Below are 18634 nucleotides of genomic sequence, written 5' to 3'. Positions count from 1 at the left end.
GGTCGTCGTGCGTCAGCCAACGGTACTAGCTGCTTTGAACTCCCGGCGCTTGCGGTGCAGGATCGGCTCGGTGTAGCCGTTGGGCTGCGCACCGCCGTCGAGGATCAATTCCTGGGCCGCCTGGAACGCGATGCTGGCGTCCGGGTCCGGGGCCATAGGCAGGTACGAACCATCGGCGGAGTTCTGCTCGTCGACGATGGCGGCCATGCGGCGCAGGCTCGCCTTGACGTCCTCTTCGGTGATGACACCGTGGCGCAGCCAGTTGGCCAGCAGCTGGCTCGAGATGCGCAGCGTCGCACGGTCTTCCATAAGCGCGACATCGTGGATGTCGGGCACCTTGGAACAGCCGACACCCGCGTCGATCCAGCGCACCACATAGCCCAGGATCGACTGGCAGTTGTTGTCGACTTCCTCGCGGATCTCCTCCGGTGCCCACGCCAACTCCTTGGCCAGCGGGATCGTCAACAGTTCCTCGATCGTCGAACGGCGCTCGCCGCCCAGTTCCTTCTGCACCGCATAGACGTCGACCTGGTGGTAGTGCATCGCATGCAGCGTCGCCGCCGTAGGGGACGGCACCCACGCCGTCGTCGCACCGGACTTGGGTTGGCCGATCTTCTGCTCGACCATGTCGGCCATCAGTTCGGTCATGGCCCACATGCCCTTGCCGATCTGCGCCCGGCCCGACAGCCCGGTCTCCAGGCCGATGTCGACGTTCTGGTTCTCGTAGGCCTTGATCCAGTCGGTCGATTTCATCGCGCCCTTGCGGATCATCGGGCCCGCATCCATCGACGTGTGGATCTCGTCGCCGGTGCGGTCGAGGAAGCCGGTGTTGATGAACACCACTCGGTCGGCAGCGGCCTTGATGCACGCCTTGAGGTTGAGCGTGGTGCGCCGTTCCTCGTCCATGATGCCGACCTTGATCGTGTTCTGCGGCAAACCGAGGACGTCCTCGACGCGGCTGAACAACTCGCAGGTGAACGCGACCTCGTCGGGCCCGTGCATCTTCGGTTTCACGATGTAGATCGAGCCGGTGCGGCTGTTGACCAGCGGGCCGTTCTTGGTGTCGCCGTCGCCGTCCGACTTCAGGCCGTGGATGCCGATCAGGCTGGTGAACAGTGCGTCCTGGATGCCTTCAGGAATCTCTGCGCCGTCGGAATCGGTGATGGCGTCGTTGGTCATCAGGTGGCCGACATTGCGGACGAACAGCAGACTGCGCCCGGGCAGCGTGACGTCGCTTTCTCCGTCCGGTCCGGTGTATGTGCGGTCCTCGCTGAGCACGCGGGTGAACGTCTTGCCGCCCTTGCTGACGTCCTCGGAGAGGTCACCGCGGTTGAGCCCCAACCAGTTCCGGTAGCCGAGCACCTTGTCGTCGGCGTCGACGGCGGCCACGGAGTCTTCGAAGTCCATGATCGTGGTGATCGCGGATTCGAGGACGACGTCCTTGATGCCGGCCCTGTCGGTCGAACCCACCGGCGACTCCGGATCCACGAGGATCTCGATGTGCAGGCCGTTGTTGACGAGCACGACGGAAGTAGGCGCATCAGCTTCGCCGAGATAGCCGACGAACTGGGACGGGTCGGCGAGCGCAGGGACGACCGCGCCGTCCTCGACCTTCAGCTCCGAGATGTCCGCCCACGAGCCGTCGGCGAGCGGGACGGCGCCGTCGAGGAACGTGCGCGCATAGGCGATCACCTTGTCGCCGCGAACCTTGTTATACGAACTTCCCGCTTCGGCACCGTCCTCGTCGGAGATGACGTCGGTGCCGTACAACGCGTCATACAGCGAGCCCCAGCGGGCATTGGCGGCGTTGAGCGCGAACCGCGCGTTGAGGATCGGGACGACGAGCTGCGGCCCCGCGGTCGTCGTGATCTCGTCGTCGACGCCCGCGGTGGTGATCGTGAAGTCCGCCGGCTCCGGGTCGAGGTAGCCGATGTCGGTGAGGAACTGCTTGTAGTCGGCGGGCTCGAAGCCGCCGATCACGCGGGCCCGGTGCCACTTGTCGATCTGCGCCTGCAGGTCGTCGCGCCGGGCGAGCAGATCCTGGTTCTTCGGGGTCAGATCCGCGACCACCTTGTCGACGCCGGACCAGAACGTGTCGGGGTCGATGTCGGTACCGGGCAGCGCCTCGTTGTTGATGAAGTCGTACAACACGGGGGCGACGCGCAGGTTACCCACCGTCACGCGTTCAGTCATGGTTCCTCCCTCGCTTCACTTTCGCCGTACCAGCTTACCCACCGGTAACAGGCCTATTCGCCGGCGGCGGTGTCCCGCAGCGCCACGCAACGCTCCAGGAGCCGGGCGCGCAGCGGTGCGGCGCGCTCGCTGATCGCCTCCTGGGCCCGCGCGTACTCGCGGCGCCCACCTGGTGTTTCGATCGCGATGGGGTCGAATCCGAAGTCGCTGAGGTCGTACGGGCTGGCCCTCATGTCGAGCACCCGGGCGTCCGCGGCGAGCTCGAGGCAGTCCAGCACCAGCCCGGACTCGATGAGCGGCCCGAGTTTGAAGGCCCACTTGTACAAATCCATTCCGGCGTGGACGCAGCCGGGCTGTTCGAAGGCGACCTGGGTGTGCCGGGCCAGCGGCTGTGCATTGCGTTCCACGGCGGCATCGGTGAAGAAGCGGTAAGCGTCGAAATGGCTGCAGCGCAATGGAATTGACTCAACCACCGCATCGGTTCCCGCGGCGCCGAGGCGCAGGGGAACCTTGGCGTGGCGCACGTCGGGCGACTGGTAGACCATCGCCCACTCGTGCAGCCCGAAACAGTTGAACCGGGCGGCCCGTGAAGCGGTGGCTCCGAGCAGATCGGCGATGAAGATCACAGTGCCCAGCCGCGCCGCGAGGTACTCGCCGGAGACCGTGACCCCGCGGCCCGTCCGGACGTATCCGGCCCGGTCGAGGTAGCGGTCCGCGGCGGGTCCGTCGAGGACCGAGCCGTAGCCGGGGTGCCAGACCCGCAGCTGCCGCGGCCGCAGGCTGTAGTAGGTGAAAAGAAAGTCGAACACGGGGTGGGCTTCGCCGGCCTGCCTGCGCTGGACGTGCGGTGCGAGCAGGTCGTCGGCACGCTGCCGATGCCGAGCGGCGGCGAGCCGCCAATCGGGCACGGCGGCGAGCCGCCAATCAGACACGATGCGTGCTGTCGCGCACCGTTCCCACCAGGTCCTCGACCAGGTCTTCGAGCGCGATCATCGCCGTGGCGGTGCCGTCGGCGGCCGTGACGAGCGCCAGGTGGCTATTGGTGCGGCGCAGCCGCGTCAACCCGTCGGGCAACGGCAGCGACGCCGGGACCAGCGGCAGCGGGCGGACCATCGACGCTTCGACGACGGCGTCGCTGCCTGCGTCCGCGTTGAGCAGCGGCAGCACATCCTTGATGTGGACGTAGCCGGTGAAACCGCCCGTGGAGTCGGCGACGGGGAAGCGCGAGTATCCGGTCTCGCGCAGCGCTTCTTCGAGGGCGCCGACGGTCGGGCCCGCCCCTTCACGCGCGACGGGGACGGCGCGGATCTGGTGCAGCGGCATCGCGACATCGTTGACGAAGCGGTTGCGGATCTGCAGCGCGCGCGTCAGACGGGTGTGCTCCTCGGGGTCGAGCAGACCCTCCGACAGTGATTCGGCGATCATCTCGGACAGTTCGACCGTCGAGACGGTGATCTCGAGCTCGTCCTTCGGTTCGACGCCGAACGCGCGCAGCGTCGCGTTGGCGCACCAGTTGTAGAAGGCGATGAACGGGCGCGCGAACCGGATGTAGACGAGGTAGGGCGGGATGAGAAGCATGGCCGTGGATTCCGGGCCCGCGATGGCGATGTTCTTGGGCACCATCTCGCCGAGCAGCACGTGCAGGGTCACCACGATGGTGAGCGCCACCAGGAACGAGACCGTGTGCAGCAGCGCATCGGGGATGCCGACGAAGTCGAACGGCTTCTCCAGGAGGTGGGCTACGGCCGGTTCGGCGACGCGACCCAGCAGAATCGAGCAGATCGTGATGCCCAGCTGAGAGCCTGCGAGCATCAGCGACAGGTTCTCACCGGCCCTGATGACTGTGACGGCACTCGACTTGCCTTGCTCGGCAAGCGCTTCGAGGCGGTCTCGCCGAGCCGATATCAGCGCGAATTCGGCGGCCACGAAGAACGCATTGGCGGCGAGAAGAACAAAGGTGAGCAGCCCACCGAGGACGTCATCCATCTGATTCGTCTCCCTTGCGGCCCAGCTCGGTCAGGCGCAGCTGGTCGATTCGGCGCCCGTCCATCTTGACGACGGTCGCGAGCCATCGCACCGGGTCGTCGACGGGGCCGTCCGGGTCGAAGGCGGTCAGCTCCACGGCCTCACCCTCGGCGGGTATGTGGCCGAGCTTCTCCAGGATCAGACCGCCGATCGTCTCGTAATCGCCTTCGGGGGCCCGGAAGTCGGTGCCCTCGGCGACCTCGTCGATCCGCAGGAGTCCCGACACCTGCCAGCCCTTCCCGGCGGCGACCACGTCGGGTGGCTCGTCGTCGTGCTCGTCGCGCACGTCGCCGACGATCTCTTCGATCAGGTCTTCGACGGTCACCATGCCCGCGGTGCCGCCGTACTCGTCGACGACGAGCGCCGTCTGGAGTCCGTTGGCGCGCACCTCTGTCATGACGGCGTCGCCGTCGAGCGTCGAGGGCACCTTGGTGACCGGTTGGACGAGGTCGGCCAGCCTGGTCGTCGCGCGTGCGTCGGCAGGCACCTCGAAAACCTGTTTGACGTGCACCATTCCGATGGTCTCGTCGAGGTCTCCGCGGATGACGGGGAACCGGGAGTGACCGGTGCTGACGGCGGCTTCGCTCAGGTCGATCACGGTGTCGTCGGCCTCGAGGGTGTCGATCTTGGAGCGGGGTGTCATGAGTTCCTCGGCGGTGCGGTCACCGAACTGCAGGGACCGGTCCACCAGCAGCGCGGTGACGGGGTCCAGCGAGCCGCTCTCGGCCGACGACCGCACCAGGGAGACGAGTTCCTGCGGTGAGCGCGCCGAGCGCAATTCCTCGGCGGGCTCGATGCCGAGCCGGCGCAGAATCCAGTTGGCGGTGCCGTTGGTGAGCCTGATCAGCGGGGTGAACAGGAACGAGAACATCAGCTGCAGCGGCGCCGACCAGCGCGCCGTCGGCACAGGCTTGGCGACCGCGAGGTTCTTCGGCACGAGTTCGCCGAACACCATCGAGATCGACGTCGCGATCAGGATGGCGAGGATCAGAGCGATCGGGCTGGCGAACCGTTCGGGGATGTGCAGCGCCGTCAGGCCGGGGTGGATGAGCCGCGCGACGACGGGCTCGGCGAGAAAACCGGTGGCCAGCGTCGTGATCGAGATACCGACCTGGGCGCCGGACAGCTGTGTCGAGAGCGTGCGATGGGCTTTCTGCACCATCACGTCGCGGCGGTCGCCGGAGCGGACGTTGGATTCGACGGTGCTGCGTTCCAGTGCCGTGAGGGAGAATTCCGCGGCGACGAAGACAGCGGTGCCGGCGGTGAGGGCGACGATCGCCAGGATCGAGAGCAGGGACATCGCGACGCTCATCGGCACGCTCCGGCCGAAGTGTCATCGCGATTCCGCGGGGAGCCGGGTTTGCGACCCGGCAATGTACTGGACGGCTCGGCGTCGCAGGGTTGGTGGTCAGACCGTTCGCCGGCGATGGCCGGCTCGGATGGGTCTCCATCCAGTGCCTGCGGCACCTGGTCCCTTTCGTCGACAGCGGCTTCTGCGCGCATCCGTCGTGAAGCGCGAAATCAGCTGATTGTCAACACATGTTAGCGGAATCTCAACGGCTGACGGCACACTGCGTCGGTTAGCCGGGCCGACGCGTTCGGCCCTCACAGTGACTTCACAGGGTGATACGTTGGGCGCCACCGTGCTTGCTCGCCGGCAGCGTTGCCGCCCCACGAAAGGCTCAGGTCACCTCGCCCATGTTCACGTTCCCCAGCGGGCGGTTCGCCCGGATCACCACGGCGGTCTCGGCCGCCGCACTGGCTCTGTCTCTCACGGCATGCGGATCGGGATCCGACTCCGGAGATTCGGGCGCCAGCGGCGCAGACGCGGACAAGGTCGTCGTCTACTCGGGACGCAGCGAGGATCTGATCGCGCCGCTGCTGGAGAAGTTCACCGCCGACACCGGCGTCGAGGTCGAGGCCCGCTATGCCGGATCCGGAGAACTCGCTGCCCAGCTGATCACCGAGGGCGACGCGTCGCCCGCCGATGTGTTCCTGTCGCAGGACGCAGGCGCGCTCGGGGCCGTCTCCAAGGCCGGCCTGTTCGCACCGATCAACCCGGAGACCTTGGCCGCCGTCCCGGCCAGCTACTCGGCCGCCGACGGAACGTGGGTCGGCGTGTCCGGGCGTGCCCGCGTCATCGTCTACAACCCCGAACTCGCTCCGACTGTCCCGGACACGATCGACGGACTTCTTGCGCCGGAGTGGAAGGGCAAAATCGGATTCGCCCCGAGCAATGCGTCGTGGCAGGCGTTCGTCACGGGGCTTCGCGTCACCCGCGGGGATGACGCCGCACGTCAGTGGTTGCAGGCCTTCGCCGCGCAGGAGCCGCGGCCCTACGAGGGCAACGGTCCGCTGCGCGACGCCGTCAACTCGGGTGAGGTGCCACTGGGCCTGACCAACCACTACTACCTCTACGAATTGATCAACAGCACCTCGGCAGATCAGGTGAAGGCACGCAACCAATTCATGGCGCCGGGCGACCCGGGCGGGCTCGTCAACGTCGCCGGCGTCGGTGTGCTGAAGTCGGCGTCGCATCCCGAGCAGGCCCAGGAACTCGCCGCCTACCTGGTCAGCACCGCGGGGCAGGAGTACTTCGCCACCGAGACCACCGAGTACCCGCTCATCGCCGGCATCGCCCCCAACGGCGACATGCCGGCCCTCGCCGATCTGCAGCCGCCCGCTGTCGACCTCTCCCAACTCGACGATCTCGAAGCAACCCAGGAGATGCTCGTCGAGACCGGGCTGCTGACCAACTGAGCAGGTGATGCCGCATCACTCCGGGCGGTCGCGGGCACCGGTCCTGCTGGTGGCGGCGGCCGCCCTGGTGGCAGCTGCGACGCTGCTGCCGCTGATCTACCTGGCCCAGCGCGCCAATGAGCGCGGTATCGGCTTCGTCATCCGGGAACTCGTCCAGCCACGCACGTTCGAGCTCGTCGGACGGTCGGCGCTGCTCGTCGGCGTCGTCACCGCGGCGTGCGTGGTCCTCGGGGTCGGGTTCGCGATCCTGATCAATCGCACGGACCTCCCCGGCAGGCGGATGCTGACGGTGGCGCTGACGCTTCCCCTGGCCATGCCCAGTTACCTGCTCAGCTACCTGTGGGTGTCGACGGCGCCGGGCATCGCGGGGTTCTGGGGTGCGGCGCTGGTGCTGACGCTGGTGAGCTATCCGCTGGTCATGATGACGACGATGGCAGCGCTGTCGCGGGTCGATCCCGCCCAGGAGGAGGTGGCCCGCTCGTTGGGTTTGAGCGGGCCCGCGGTGCTGTTCCGCGTGACGCTGCGGCAGTCCCGGGCGGCGATCGCCGCAGGTGCACTGCTGGTCGCGCTGTATGTGCTCAGCGACTTCGGTGCCGTTGCGGCGATGCGGTACGAGGCGTTCACCTGGGTCATCTACGGCGCCTATCGGTCGGGCTTCAATCCGGCCCGCGCCGCAGTGCTGTCGTTGATCCTGCTCGTCATCGCGGTGGCTCTGGTCCTCGCCGAGCATCGCGCGCGTGGCCGGGCGGCGGCGGCGCGGGTCGGTTCTGGGACACCGCGTCCGGCCCCGGTGAACCCGCTGGGCCGGTGGCGGGCGGTCGCACTGGCCCCCGCCCTGATCGTGCTGGCGGCGGCGCTGGTGGTGCCGTTCGCCGAGCTCGCCGATTGGCTGACGGCCGGCGGGATCCGCTGGAACCGCGCCGAGTGGCTGTCCGCCCTGACCGCGACTATCTGGCTGTCGCTGGCCGCCGCGGTGGTGTGCACGCTGGCGGCGATGCCGCTCGGCGTGCTGGCCGCGCGCTACCGCAGCCGCGCGACGCGCATGCTCGAAGGCGCCAGCTACCTTTCCCACGGCCTGCCTTCGATCGTGGTGGCGATCGCGATGGTCTCCGTCGGCGTGCTGCTGCTCCGGCCTATCTACCAGGAGGAACCGTTGCTGATCCTGGGGTATGCGGTGCTGTTCATCCCCCTGGCCGTCGGCTCGATCCGGTCCGCGGTGGAGGCGGCCCCGATCCGTCTCGAGGAGGTGGCGCGATCGCTGGGCCGGGGGCCGCTGTTCGCCTTCCTGTCGGTGACGGCGCGCGGCGCGTTGCCCGGGATCGCGGCCGGCGCGGGCCTGGTCCTGCTCACCTGCATGAAGGAACTGCCGGTGACGCTTCTGCTGCACCCGACCGGAACCGACACGCTGGCCACCCGGCTCTGGGCGCACAGCTTCGTCAGCGATTACGCCGAGGCGGCCCCGTACGCTGCTGCGCTGGTGGTGTTCGCCGCGATACCCACCGCGGTGCTCGGACTGTGGAGCGCCAATCTGTCAGGGGAGGTCCGCGTTGACTGACGCACCCGCCGACGTCATCGTCGCTGGAGTCCACAAGTCGTTCGGCGACCTAACGGTCTTGCGGGGCATCGACCTGGAGGCACCGGCGGGCACCATCACGGCAGTGCTCGGACCGTCGGGCTGCGGTAAGACCACCCTGCTGCGGATCCTGGCCGGCTTTGAAGACCCCGACGCCGGCACCGTGCGCATCGGCGGCCGTGACGTGCTGACGGTTCCGGCCCACCGGCGCCGGGTCGGTCTGATGCCCCAGGAAGGCGCACTCTTCCCGCATCTGGACGTCGGCGCCAACATCACGTTCGGACTGGACCGCGGCCGCCGCGCCAATCCTGGTGCGGTGGTGGATCATTGGCTGGAAGTGGTCGGCCTGGAGGGTCTCGGCCGGGCCCGCCCGCACGAACTGTCGGGTGGTCAGCAGCAGCGGGTCGCGCTCGCACGGGCGCTGGCGGCGCAGCCGCGGGTGCTGCTGCTCGACGAACCCTTCGCCGCGCTGGACGCCGGATTACGGATGAGGGTCCGGGAGGACATCGCCGCGATTCTGCGCGAGACGCAGACCACGGCACTGTTGGTCACCCATGACCAGGCCGAAGCGCTCTCCCTGGCGGACTCGGTCGCGCTGTTGATGGACGGCACGCTCGCCCAGCACGGCACCCCTGCGCAGCTCTACCGTTTTCCGTCGACGCTGGCGGCAGCCCGATTCGTCGGCGCCACAGTCGAATTGGCGGGCCGGGTCGTCGGCGGGATGCTCGACTCTCCGCTCGGCGTCCTGCCTGCCGCGCAGCCACTCGTCGACGGCGAGGTCGTCGTCGTACTCCGGCCCGAGCAGGTGACGATCACCGCCGACGGATCGGGATCTGCGGCGACGGTGACCGCAAGCCGGTTCTACGGAGCCGAGACCACCGTTCACGTCAGGCTGCCCGACGGGTCCCCGCTGAGGTTGCGCGGCTCCGGCGGGGCCGCCCCGTCGGCGGGGGACCGCGTCGGCCTCGCCGTCATCGGCGACGTCCTGGCGTATCCGTCACCAACCGGTCGGGAGCGGGTGCCCCTCGGCGAAGCCGGCGGCTGATTGCACGCCGAGGACGACGTTGTCGTGCAGATCGGGCAGCGTCGAGGCTCCGACGTAGGTGCATGTGCTGCGGACGCCCGAGGTGATGTGATCGATGAGATCCTCCACGCCGCCGCGCACCGGGTCCAGTCCCATCCGCGAGCTGGAAATGCCCTCCTCGAAGAGGCCTTTGCGGGCGCGGTCGAACGCGCTGTCGGCCGCCGTGCGGGCCGCGACGGCGCGCTTGGACGCCATCCCGTAGCTCTCCTTGTACGGCCGAAGGTCGCGGTCGTGCATCAGGTCGCCGGGGGATTCATAGGTACCCGCGAACCAGGATCCGATCATCACGTTCGACGCACCGGCGGCAAGCGCGAGCGCCACGTCGCGCGGGTGCCGCACTCCGCCGTCGGCCCATACGTGCCCCCCGAGTTCCTTTGCAGCAGAGGAGCATTCGACGACCGCGGAGAACTGCGGACGGCCCACGCCGGTCATCATCCTGGTGGTGCACATGGCGCCGGGGCCGACGCCGACCTTGACGATCGACGCACCCGCGTTGATCAGGTCACGGGTGCCCGCCGCCGAGACGACGTTGCCCGCCGCCAGCGGAAGACCCAGGTCCAGGGCGGCGACCGCTTCGATGGCGTCGAGCATCTTTTGCTGATGGCCGTGCGCGGTGTCGATGACGAGGAGGTCCGAACCGGCCTCGGCCAACTCGCGCGCTTTGGCCGCGACGTCGCCGTTGATCCCGACGGCCGTCGCGATCCGCAGCCGGCCCTTGGCGTCGACCGCAGGTGCGTAGATGCCGGCCCGGATGGCGCCGGTGCGGGTCAGCACACCGGCCAGTGATCCGTCGGCCTCGGTCAGCACGGCGACGCCCACGTGGGCGTGCTCGAGGAGATCGAACACCTTGCGCGGCTCGGTGCCGACGGGTGCGGTCACGAAATCCGGGATCGCGATGTCGCTGACCCTGGTGAAGCGGTCCACGCCGCGGCAGCTGGACTCGGTGACCAGGCCGATGGGGCGGTTGTCACCGTCGACGACGACGGCCGCGCCGTGCGCCCGCTTGTGGATCAGCGCGCTGGCGTCGGACACCGAGTCGTCGGAGGACAGCGTCACCGGAGTGTCGACCACGGTGTCGCGGCTCTTGACGAAGTCCACCGTGTGCCGGACAGCGGACAGCGGGAGGTCTTGCGGCAGAACAACGATTCCGCCGCGGCGGGCGACCGTCTCGGCCATCCGGCGACCCGCCACCGCGGTCATGTTCGCAACGACGACAGGGATGGTGGTTCCTGACCCGTCGACCGTCGACAGGTCCACGTCGAATCGCGACGGGACGTCGGATCGCCCCGGCACGATGAAGACATCGTTGTAGGTCAGGTCGTACGCCGGCCGGTGGCCATCGAGGAACTTCACGACCCCGAGTTTAGTGGGGCCGCGTCAGGCCTCCACCTCGCTGCGATCGCCGCTCCACAATGTGTGGAACCGCTTCTCGGGATCGGTGTCGATGCGACCGTAGGTGTGGGCCCCGAAGAAATCGCGCAGGCCCTGGGTCAGCGCGGCGGGCAGCCGTTCGGTGCGCAGGCCGTCGTAGTAGGACAGCGCCGAGCTGAAGCCCGGGATCGGGATGCCCAGCTCGGTGGCCTTGACGACCACGCGGCGCCAGCTGTCGATCGCCGCTTCGATGGCATCACGGAAGTACGGGTCGACGATCAGCGTGGGCAGGGCGGCATTGTTGTCGAAGGCTTCGGTGATCCGATTGAGGAACTTCGCCCGGATGATGCAGCCGCCGCGCCAGATCCTGGCCATGTCGCCGGGCTTGATGCCCCAGTCGTACTCGTTGGAGCCGGCCTGGATCTGGTTGAAACCCTGCGCGTAGGCGATGATCTTCGACGCGTACAGCGCCTGGCGGATGTCCTCGGTGAACTGCGCTGCGTCCGTTGGCTTTTCGCCGAGATCTCCGGACGCCAGCCCGGTGGTGGCCTTGCGCTGCGCCACCGATCCCGACAGGGCGCGGGCGAACACGGCCTCAGCGATACCGGTGACCGGCACGCCCAGATCGAGCGCGGACTTCACGGTCCAGCGGCCGGTGCCCTTCTGCTCGGCCTCGTCGAGGATCAGGTCGACCAACGGCTTGCCGGTCTTTGCGTCGGTCTGCTTGAGCACCTGCGCGGTGATCTCGATCAGGAAGCTGTCCAGGTCGCCCTTGTTCCACTCGTCGAAGACGTCGGCGATCTCGGGTGCCGTCTTGCCGAGGCCGTCGCGCAGCAGCTGGTAGGCCTCGCCGATGAGCTGCATGTCGGAATACTCGATGCCGTTGTGCACCATCTTCACGAAGTGGCCGGCACCGTCGGGCCCGATGTGGGTGCAGCACGGCACGCCGTCGACGTGCGCGGAGATCTCCTCCAGCAGCGGGCCGAGCGACTTATAGGACTCGGCGGGGCCACCGGGCATGATCGACGGGCCCTTCAGCGCGCCTTCTTCGCCGCCGGAGATGCCCGCGCCGACGAAGTGCAGGCCACGCTCGCGGATCGCCTTCTCGCGGCGGATCGTGTCGGTGTAGAGCGCATTGCCGCCGTCGATGATGATGTCGCCCTCTTCCATGGCGTCGGCGAGCTCGTTGATCACCGCATCGGTCGGGTCACCGGCCTTGACCATGATGATGACGCGGCGCGGCTTCTCCAGCGCGTCGAGGAATTCGGCGATCGTCTCGCTGCGCACGAACTTGCCCTCGGACCCGTGCTCGGCGAGCAGCGCGTCCGTCTTGGCGATCGACCGGTTGTGCAGCGCCACGGTGTAGCCGTGCGATGCGAAGTTGCGGGCGAGGTTGGACCCCATGACGGCAAGGCCGGTGACGCCGATCTGGGCGGTACCCGTGGTCGAGCTCATAGACGAAATCCCTTCGATCCGTAGATTGCGGCACAGCTTCTGGCACTCAAAACACTCTGATACTCAAACGCGATGGACCCCGGGTTTTCGCCCCCGGTCTAGACGAGGAACAGTCGGTGCAGTTCGTTCAACCACGGCACCGCGAAGGCCACCGTGGGAACGACCAGGACTGCAGCGGCGGCGACATAGGCGCACGCTGCCAGGAATCTGCTGTTGGGCTTGCCGCCGAGGCGCCGGACGCGGACCACTGTCGTCGGCCCGCCCGCGGCGAGCGCACCACGCGGCGCGCGCGACGACGCGCAGGCCACCAGAGCGCGAGCCAGCGGGGTGGGCCCTTCGGCCCGCACCGCGGCGTCGTCGGCGAGAAGCTCGATGAGAAGGCGGACCGCGTACAGGGCGTGCGCGCTTCGGACGAACCGAGGGAACGCCGCGTGCACCGCGGTGAACATCTCGAGTACGAGGTCGTGGCGGGCGCGCAGGTGGGCGCGCTCATGTTCGAGGATGGCGCCGACCTCGCTGTCGGACAACGTCTTCAGCGCGCCCTCGCTGAGGACGACCCGGCTGCGGACACCGGGCAGGCAGTAGGCGAGTGGCTCGTCGACGTCGAGGACACGCAGCCCGCTGCGGGCTCTCGGCCGGGAGTCGTGCGTGCCGACGAGGTCGACGACCATGCGGTGGTGTGCGCGGCGGCGCCGGGTCGCGATCGCGACTTTGAGGACGGAGGTGATGAGCCTGGCGCCGATCACCAGAGTGAGGATCAGGACCACGACGTAGGCGACCCACAACGGCCAGCCGAGGTTGGCGATCTCACTGGTGATCGTGGCGGTGGGACGGCCGTCGGGGCCGGGTTCGAAAAGGCGTATCGCAATGGCGATTCCCGCCGAAAACGCCGACAGCACCGCGGCCAGCGCGATCGACTGCCACAACACGATCGCCGCGCGGGGTGCCCGCAGGGGCCAGGTGGCACGCGCCAGCAACGCAGGCACCGGCCCCGACAAAATCAGGGCGACGATGGAGAAGGCCAGCGCGGACACACAGTAAGTGTCCCTCAGGCGACACCCGAATCGCCAGCGGGTCTTTCGGTCCGGTGCTTGCCCTCCAACTCGGCCAGCGCACGGCGCAACGCGTCGGCTTCGTCGGCGCCCACGCGCTCGACGAAATGCACGAGAGCGGCTTCGCGGCTGCCCGAATCGGCGGCCTGATCGAGTGCGTCGACCATCAGTCCGGCAACGAGTTCGTCGCGGCCGTGGGTCGGGGCGTAGCGGTGGGCGCGATCGTCGCGGTGCTGCACGACGAGATTCTTCTTCGCCAGCCGCTGCAATACGGTCATGATCGTGGTGTAGGCCAGGTCACGGCGCGCGGCCAGGGCCTCATGCACCTGACGCACGGTCTGCGGCTCGCCAGCAGACCACAGGTGGTCCATGACGGAGCGCTCGAGTTCCCCGAGCCGAGTCAGCTTGGCCATCTTCCGTTCATCTCCTACCGGCGGTCGCCCAAAGCGTACTACGGGATTACTACCGCGCGTCGTATCGGATTCCCGCGCTGGTCGCACCCGATGAAGGCCTTTCTTCGAACCGTCAACGTCGAAGACTCCCGTCAGGCGTTCCCCGTTGCGTGTGAGTCCGGTCACAAGGACCTCCTCCATTCCCCATCGCGTTGTGTTCGAGACTGTAGTAAGGCTAACCTAAGTGTCAGTTAGGCTAACCTAACTGATCATCCAGAGTGGAGGTTCCATGACGGTCCTTGTCGAGGATCCGCTCATCGCGAGCATGACCATCAAGCGCGAGTTGCCGATTCACGAATCGAGCAGGCGGCTGCGTGGCTTGTATCGCGAATGTCCCCGGGTCTACGGCGTGGCAGTGATGGGTGACCTTTCGCGGCGGCGCTGGTGGCCGCTCGCCGAGATCCTGACGACGGACCGCCTCGAGACGATGTTCGACGCCGGTGTCGCCGAGACCGACAGCCGGTCCTCGGTGGCGCAGCAGCTGGCCGCGACCTTCGCCCATGTGGTGGTGGGTCGGGTGATCCCGCTGCTGGTCCTCGAAGGGCGCGCCTGGGACACCGGCCTGGAGAACCTGTGGGTCCACGTCGACTCCGAGGGAGCGATCGACTGGGTCGGCGTCGTCGACCCGACAGTGCGTGCCCTCGCGGAGGATCCGTTCTTCGCGAGCCGAAGGGGGCCGGCCGTCCGCACAGGCCAGACCGGGATCGTCGCGCTGCCCAGCGAGGCCGCACTCACGACGTGGATCGCCCACCGCAGCCACCGCGCGCTGGGTCCGCTGTTCAACAAGCTCGCCGCAGTGAGCGACGGCGCGATGTCGACGGCGGCGATGTGGCACATCGTCGGCGGCGCGGTCGTCAGCGCGGCGACCCAGGTTCCGCTGCTCGCCGGTTCGAGCGAGGTCGTCAGCATGCGCCGCGGACAGGCCGTGCTCGACGCTCTGGTCGGCTTCGGCCTTCCCGTGCGCGGCACATCTCGAATGAATACGGGAAAGGTCTTGCTTAATTAGGGCAGCCTTGCCTATCCTCTAGGAGTCGGGTTAATCCCCGGCATTCGGAACCACCGGACCGCGCCGGAGTCCTGAGGGCTGCAGAGACCCCCGGTCCAACCGAAGGAAGGGCCCCACGCCTTGTGCGTGGGGCCCTTCTGCATTTCGAGAGGCACTGCATTTCGAGAGGCACTGCATTTCCGCTACGGACATCACGGCGTGTAGACACATTTCGTGACCAATCACGTTCCCGCCGGCCTCGGCGACGGTTTCGACAAAGAGCTCGGGCTGACCTATCTGGAGATGACGCCCGACGGCGGGCGCGCACAACTGGAGATCACCGAGAAGTTGTTGCAGCCCTGGGGAATCGTGCACGGCGGGGTGTACTGCGCCGTGATCGAGAGCATGGCCAGTGTCTCGGGCCACGTCTGGCTCGGCGAGAACGGCGGCGGAACGGTCGTCGGCGTGAACAACAACACCGACTTTCTGCGCGCCATTCGGTCGGGGACCGTCACCGCGACGTCGACGCCGATCCACCGGGGCAGGCGTCAGCAGCTGTGGCTGATCACCATCACGGACGAGGCCGGAAAGACGGTCGCGCGCGGTCAGGTGCGGCTCCAGAACGTAGCCGACGACTAGCAAACGCCGCGAGCGCTGCTGACTGCGGTGCAGTCTGGCAGGATCGCGCCCATGCGATTAACGCCGCATGAACAAGAACGGCTGCTGCTGTCCTATGCCGCCGAACTCGCCCGCCGCCGACAGGCGCGCGGTCTCAAGCTCAACCATCCCGAGGCCGTCGCGATCATCAGCGACCACATTCTGGAAGGTGCGCGCGACGGCCGCACCGTCGCCGAGTTGATGGTCAGCGGCCGTGAGGTTCTGGCGCGCGCCGATGTCATGGACGGCGTGCCCGAGATGCTCTACGACGTCCAGGTCGAGGCCACGTTCCCCGACGGCACCAAGCTCGTCACCGTCCACCACCCGATCCCGTGAGGCCATCGCTGTGATACCTGGAGAGATCGTTTACGGCGAAGGCGCCATCGAGATCAATTCCGGTGCGGTCCGGCTGGAGCTGGACATCGTCAACACCGGTGACCGGCCGGTTCAGGTGGGCAGCCACGTCCACGTGACGCAGGCCAACAGCGCGCTGGACTTCGACCGGGCCGCCGCGGACGGGCATCGGTTCGATATCCCGGCGGGCACCGCGATCCGATTCGAACCCGGTGTCGCACAACGCGTCACACTCGTTCCGCTGGCAGGCACCCGTGAGGTGTGGGGCCTGAGCCTCGATCCGCCCGGCAGATTGGACGCGCATGACTGAGATCTCCCGGTCCCACTACGCCGCACTGTTCGGCCCCACGACCGGCGACCGCATCCGACTCGCGGACACCGACCTGTTCATCGAGATCACCGAGGACCGCAGCGGCGGCCCGGGTCTGGCGGGTGACGAAGCCGTGTTCGGTGGCGGCAAGGTGCTGCGAGAGTCGATGGGCCAGTCGCGGGTCACCCGTGCCGACGGCGCACCCGACACCGTCATCACCGGCGCGGTGATCCTCGACTACTGGGGAATCATCAAGGCCGACATCGGCATCCGGGACGGCCGCATCGTCGCCATCGGCAAGGCCGGTAATCCCGACATCATGTCCGGTGTGCACCCCGATCTGGTGGTGGGCCCGTCGACCGAGATCATCGCCGGAAACGGGCGCATCGTGACCGCGGGCGCCATCGACTGTCACGTTCACCTGATCTGCCCGCAGATCATGGAGGAGGCACTCGGCGGCGGCATCACGACGATCGTCGCGGGCGGCACCGGCCCCGCCGAGGGCAGCAAGGCCACCACCGTGACGCCGGGTTCCTGGCACCTGGCCCGGATGCTCGAGGCGCTCGACACGTGGCCGCTGAACGTCGCGCTGCTCGGCAAGGGAAACACCGTCAGCCATGAGGCGATGTGGGAGCAATTGCGGGGTGGGGCAGCGGGTTTCAAGCTCCACGAGGACTGGGGGACCACGCCTGCGGCCATCGACGCGTGCTTGACGGTGTCCGATGCAGCCGGCGTGCAGGCCAACATCCACACCGACACGCTCAACGAGGCCGGTTTCGTCGAGGACACGCTCGCCGCGATCAAGGGCCGGTCGATCCACGCCTATCACACCGAGGGTGCAGGCGGTGGGCATGCGCCCGACATCGTCACCGTCGCAGGCAAACCCAACGTGCTGCCGAGTTCGACGAATCCGACGCGGCCGCACACGGTCAACACACTCGACGAGCACCTCGACATGCTGATGGTGTGTCATCACCTCAACCCCAGCATCCCCGAAGATCTCGCGTTCGCCGAGAGCCGGATCCGGCCGTCGACGATCGCCGCCGAGGATCTGCTGCACGACATCGGGGCGATCTCGATGATCGGCAGTGACGCTCAGGCGATGGGACGCATCGGCGAGGTCGTGATGCGGACGTGGCAGACCGCGCACGTGATGAAGCGACGCCGCGGCTTCCTCCCCGGCGACTCGGGCGCCGACAACATGCGGGCCCGGCGGTATGTCGCCAAGTACACGATCTGCCCGGCCGTGGCCCACGGCATGGACGCCGAAATCGGCTCGGTCGAGGTGGGTAAGTTGGCCGACCTGGTGCTGTGGGAGCCTGCGTTCTTCGGCGTACGTCCGCACGCCGTCGTCAAGGGCGGCATGATCGCCTGGGCCGCAATGGGTGACGCGAATGCGTCGATCCCGACACCTCAGCCGGTGCTGCCGCGGCCGATGTTCGGCGCGTCGCCCGCCGCGGCGGCGGAGACGTCGGTGCATTTCGTTGCGCCGCAGGCGATCGAGGCACATCTCGCGGACCGGATCGCCGTCAACCGCGCGCTCGTGCCGGTCGGCAACGTGCGGGCAATCGGCAAGGCGCAGATGCCGCTCAACGACGCGACCCCCGACATCCAGGTGGATCCGGACACCTTCACCGTGCGCATCGACGGAGACGTCTGGCAGGAGCAACCCGCAGCGGAACTTCCGATGGCACAACGATATTTCTTGTTCTGATGTCGAACCTCGCCACCCTGCTCGCCCTGTCGGATTCGCGTCTGCCGACGGGCGGTCACGTGCATTCGGGTGGCGTGGAGGAATCGGTGACCAGCGGCCTGGTCACCGATCTGGGGTCGCTGCGCGCCTTTCTGGTTCGTCGCATCCGGACCACCGGACTCGTCACGGCCTCGCTCGCTGCGGCGGTACACCGGGGCGCGTTGTCGGCGGCGGCAGGGAAGTCCGGTGACCTCGAAACCGATGCGCGCACACCGTCTCCCGCAGCCAGGCAAGCGTCACGCGCGCAGGGCCGCGGCCTGACGCGGCTGGCCCGCCGGGTCTGGGCCGAGGAGAACTGGACCGAGTTGGGTCCGACACCGCATCTCGCGGTCGCGGCTGGTTGCGTCGGCCGAGCGGGCGGGATGGCCCATGAGCACACCGCTCTTTCGGTCGTCTACACCACGATGACGGGCTCGGCCACGGCGGCTCAGCGACTGCTGGCGCTGGATCCCGGCGATGTGGCGGCCGTGACGTTCGAGCTGTCGCCGCTGTGTGAACAGACTGCGGCCGAAGCTGCCAAGGATGTCGCGGACCTGTCCGACCCGCTGCTCGACGTCCTCGCGCAACGCCACATCGAGCGCGACCGCCCGTTGTTCGCGTCCTAGAGAAA

Annotated in this window: 17 protein-coding genes; 9 read left to right on the top strand and 8 right to left on the bottom strand. The window is 68.0% G+C overall.

Annotated features, from left to right (window positions below; translation table 11 throughout):
• Positions 1–12: 12 nt before the first annotated feature.
• From P9A17_RS19965 to P9A17_RS19950, 4 genes are read right to left on the bottom strand one after another with little or no spacing between them, the layout of a single operon-like run.
• On the bottom strand, positions 13–2193 hold the full coding sequence (locus P9A17_RS19965) for a malate synthase G (protein ID WP_278040431.1): 2181 nt from the start codon (positions 2191–2193) through the stop codon (positions 13–15).
• A 53-nt stretch (positions 2194–2246) separates the two neighbouring features.
• Positions 2247–3125, bottom strand: a complete 879-nt coding sequence (locus tag P9A17_RS19960; RefSeq protein ID WP_278040430.1) for a 3-methyladenine DNA glycosylase — start codon at positions 3123–3125, stop codon at positions 2247–2249.
• Complete coding sequence (locus tag P9A17_RS19955) at positions 3118–4179, bottom strand: hemolysin family protein (protein WP_278040429.1); 1062 nt, start codon at positions 4177–4179, stop codon at positions 3118–3120. Before P9A17_RS19955 ends, P9A17_RS19960 begins: the two co-directional genes overlap by 8 nt.
• On the bottom strand, positions 4172–5530 hold the full coding sequence (locus P9A17_RS19950; RefSeq protein ID WP_278040428.1) for a hemolysin family protein: 1359 nt from the start codon (positions 5528–5530) through the stop codon (positions 4172–4174). The genes P9A17_RS19955 and P9A17_RS19950 overlap by 8 nt, the downstream gene beginning before the upstream one ends.
• 386 nt (positions 5531–5916) lie before the next feature.
• Here P9A17_RS19950 and P9A17_RS19945 point away from each other — a divergent pair, with 386 nt between their 5' ends.
• From P9A17_RS19945 to P9A17_RS19935, 3 genes are read left to right on the top strand one after another with little or no spacing between them, the layout of a single operon-like run.
• On the top strand, positions 5917–6978 hold the full coding sequence (locus P9A17_RS19945; RefSeq protein WP_278040427.1) for an iron ABC transporter substrate-binding protein: 1062 nt from the start codon (positions 5917–5919) through the stop codon (positions 6976–6978).
• A 7-nt stretch (positions 6979–6985) separates the two neighbouring features.
• Positions 6986–8533 (top strand): iron ABC transporter permease, encoded by a 1548-nt coding sequence (locus tag P9A17_RS19940; protein ID WP_278040426.1) that lies wholly within the window; start codon positions 6986–6988, stop codon positions 8531–8533.
• Positions 8526–9596 carry an ABC transporter ATP-binding protein gene (locus P9A17_RS19935; protein ID WP_278040425.1) on the top strand — a complete coding sequence of 357 codons (1071 nt, stop codon included), beginning with the start codon at positions 8526–8528 and terminating at the stop codon, positions 9594–9596. Before P9A17_RS19940 ends, P9A17_RS19935 begins: the two co-directional genes overlap by 8 nt.
• Here the strand turns inward: P9A17_RS19935 and P9A17_RS19930 are convergent.
• From P9A17_RS19930 to P9A17_RS19915, 4 genes are all read right to left on the bottom strand, one after another.
• Positions 9549–10988 (bottom strand): GuaB1 family IMP dehydrogenase-related protein, encoded by a 1440-nt coding sequence (locus P9A17_RS19930; protein WP_278040424.1) that lies wholly within the window; start codon positions 10986–10988, stop codon positions 9549–9551. The genes P9A17_RS19935 and P9A17_RS19930 overlap by 48 nt on opposite strands.
• 24 nt (positions 10989–11012) lie before the next feature.
• Complete coding sequence (gene gndA / locus P9A17_RS19925; RefSeq protein ID WP_278040595.1) at positions 11013–12470, bottom strand: NADP-dependent phosphogluconate dehydrogenase; 1458 nt, start codon at positions 12468–12470, stop codon at positions 11013–11015.
• Positions 12471–12559: 89 nt separating this feature from the next.
• Entirely contained in the window at positions 12560–13495 is a 936-nt protein-coding gene (locus P9A17_RS19920) for a M56 family metallopeptidase (RefSeq protein WP_278040423.1), read from the bottom strand.
• A 14-nt stretch (positions 13496–13509) separates the two neighbouring features.
• A complete protein-coding gene (locus P9A17_RS19915; RefSeq protein ID WP_278040422.1) occupies positions 13510–13926 on the bottom strand; it encodes a BlaI/MecI/CopY family transcriptional regulator in 417 nt (138 codons plus the stop codon).
• Positions 13927–14194: 268 nt separating this feature from the next.
• Here P9A17_RS19915 and P9A17_RS19910 point away from each other — a divergent pair, with 268 nt between their 5' ends.
• From P9A17_RS19910 to P9A17_RS19885, 6 genes are all read left to right on the top strand, one after another.
• On the top strand, positions 14195–14971 hold the full coding sequence (locus P9A17_RS19910) for an iron reductase (RefSeq protein WP_278040421.1): 777 nt from the start codon (positions 14195–14197) through the stop codon (positions 14969–14971).
• A 213-nt stretch (positions 14972–15184) separates the two neighbouring features.
• Entirely contained in the window at positions 15185–15589 is a 405-nt protein-coding gene (locus P9A17_RS19905; protein WP_278040420.1) for a PaaI family thioesterase, read from the top strand.
• Between the two features lie 51 nt (positions 15590–15640).
• Positions 15641–15943: an urease subunit gamma gene (locus P9A17_RS19900; protein WP_278040419.1), complete on the top strand. Its 303-nt coding sequence runs from the start codon at positions 15641–15643 to the stop codon at positions 15941–15943.
• 10 nt (positions 15944–15953) lie between these two features.
• Positions 15954–16271, top strand: coding sequence for an urease subunit beta (locus P9A17_RS19895; RefSeq protein ID WP_278040418.1), 318 nt, complete (start codon positions 15954–15956; stop codon positions 16269–16271).
• Positions 16264–17985: an urease subunit alpha gene (locus P9A17_RS19890; RefSeq protein WP_278040417.1), complete on the top strand. Its 1722-nt coding sequence runs from the start codon at positions 16264–16266 to the stop codon at positions 17983–17985. Before P9A17_RS19895 ends, P9A17_RS19890 begins: the two co-directional genes overlap by 8 nt.
• A complete protein-coding gene (locus P9A17_RS19885; RefSeq protein ID WP_278040416.1) occupies positions 17985–18629 on the top strand; it encodes an urease accessory UreF family protein in 645 nt (214 codons plus the stop codon). Before P9A17_RS19890 ends, P9A17_RS19885 begins: the two co-directional genes overlap by 1 nt.
• Positions 18630–18634: the final 5 nt, after the last annotated feature.

It is taken from the genome of Mycobacterium sp. 236(2023), from assembly GCF_029623955.1.
In the GTDB taxonomy this organism is placed as follows: domain Bacteria; phylum Actinomycetota; class Actinomycetes; order Mycobacteriales; family Mycobacteriaceae; genus Mycobacterium.
This window is presented reverse-complemented; position numbering and strand designations above follow the sequence as displayed.

Coding starts and splice junctions, on each gene's coding strand:
- P9A17_RS19950 (WP_278040428.1), bottom strand. CDS start 5,530: ATGAGCGTCGCGATGTCCCTGCTCTCGATCCTGGCGATCGTCGCCCTC.
- P9A17_RS19965 (WP_278040431.1), bottom strand. CDS start 2,193: ATGACTGAACGCGTGACGGTGGGTAACCTGCGCGTCGCCCCCGTGTTG.
- P9A17_RS19900 (WP_278040419.1), top strand. CDS start 15,641: ATGCGATTAACGCCGCATGAACAAGAACGGCTGCTGCTGTCCTATGCC.
- P9A17_RS19885 (WP_278040416.1), top strand. CDS start 17,985: ATGTCGAACCTCGCCACCCTGCTCGCCCTGTCGGATTCGCGTCTGCCG.
- P9A17_RS19915 (WP_278040422.1), bottom strand. CDS start 13,926: ATGGCCAAGCTGACTCGGCTCGGGGAACTCGAGCGCTCCGTCATGGAC.
- P9A17_RS19955 (WP_278040429.1), bottom strand. CDS start 4,179: ATGGATGACGTCCTCGGTGGGCTGCTCACCTTTGTTCTTCTCGCCGCC.
- P9A17_RS19890 (WP_278040417.1), top strand. CDS start 16,264: ATGACTGAGATCTCCCGGTCCCACTACGCCGCACTGTTCGGCCCCACG.
- P9A17_RS19945 (WP_278040427.1), top strand. CDS start 5,917: ATGTTCACGTTCCCCAGCGGGCGGTTCGCCCGGATCACCACGGCGGTC.
- P9A17_RS19910 (WP_278040421.1), top strand. CDS start 14,195: ATGACGGTCCTTGTCGAGGATCCGCTCATCGCGAGCATGACCATCAAG.
- P9A17_RS19940 (WP_278040426.1), top strand. CDS start 6,986: ATGCCGCATCACTCCGGGCGGTCGCGGGCACCGGTCCTGCTGGTGGCG.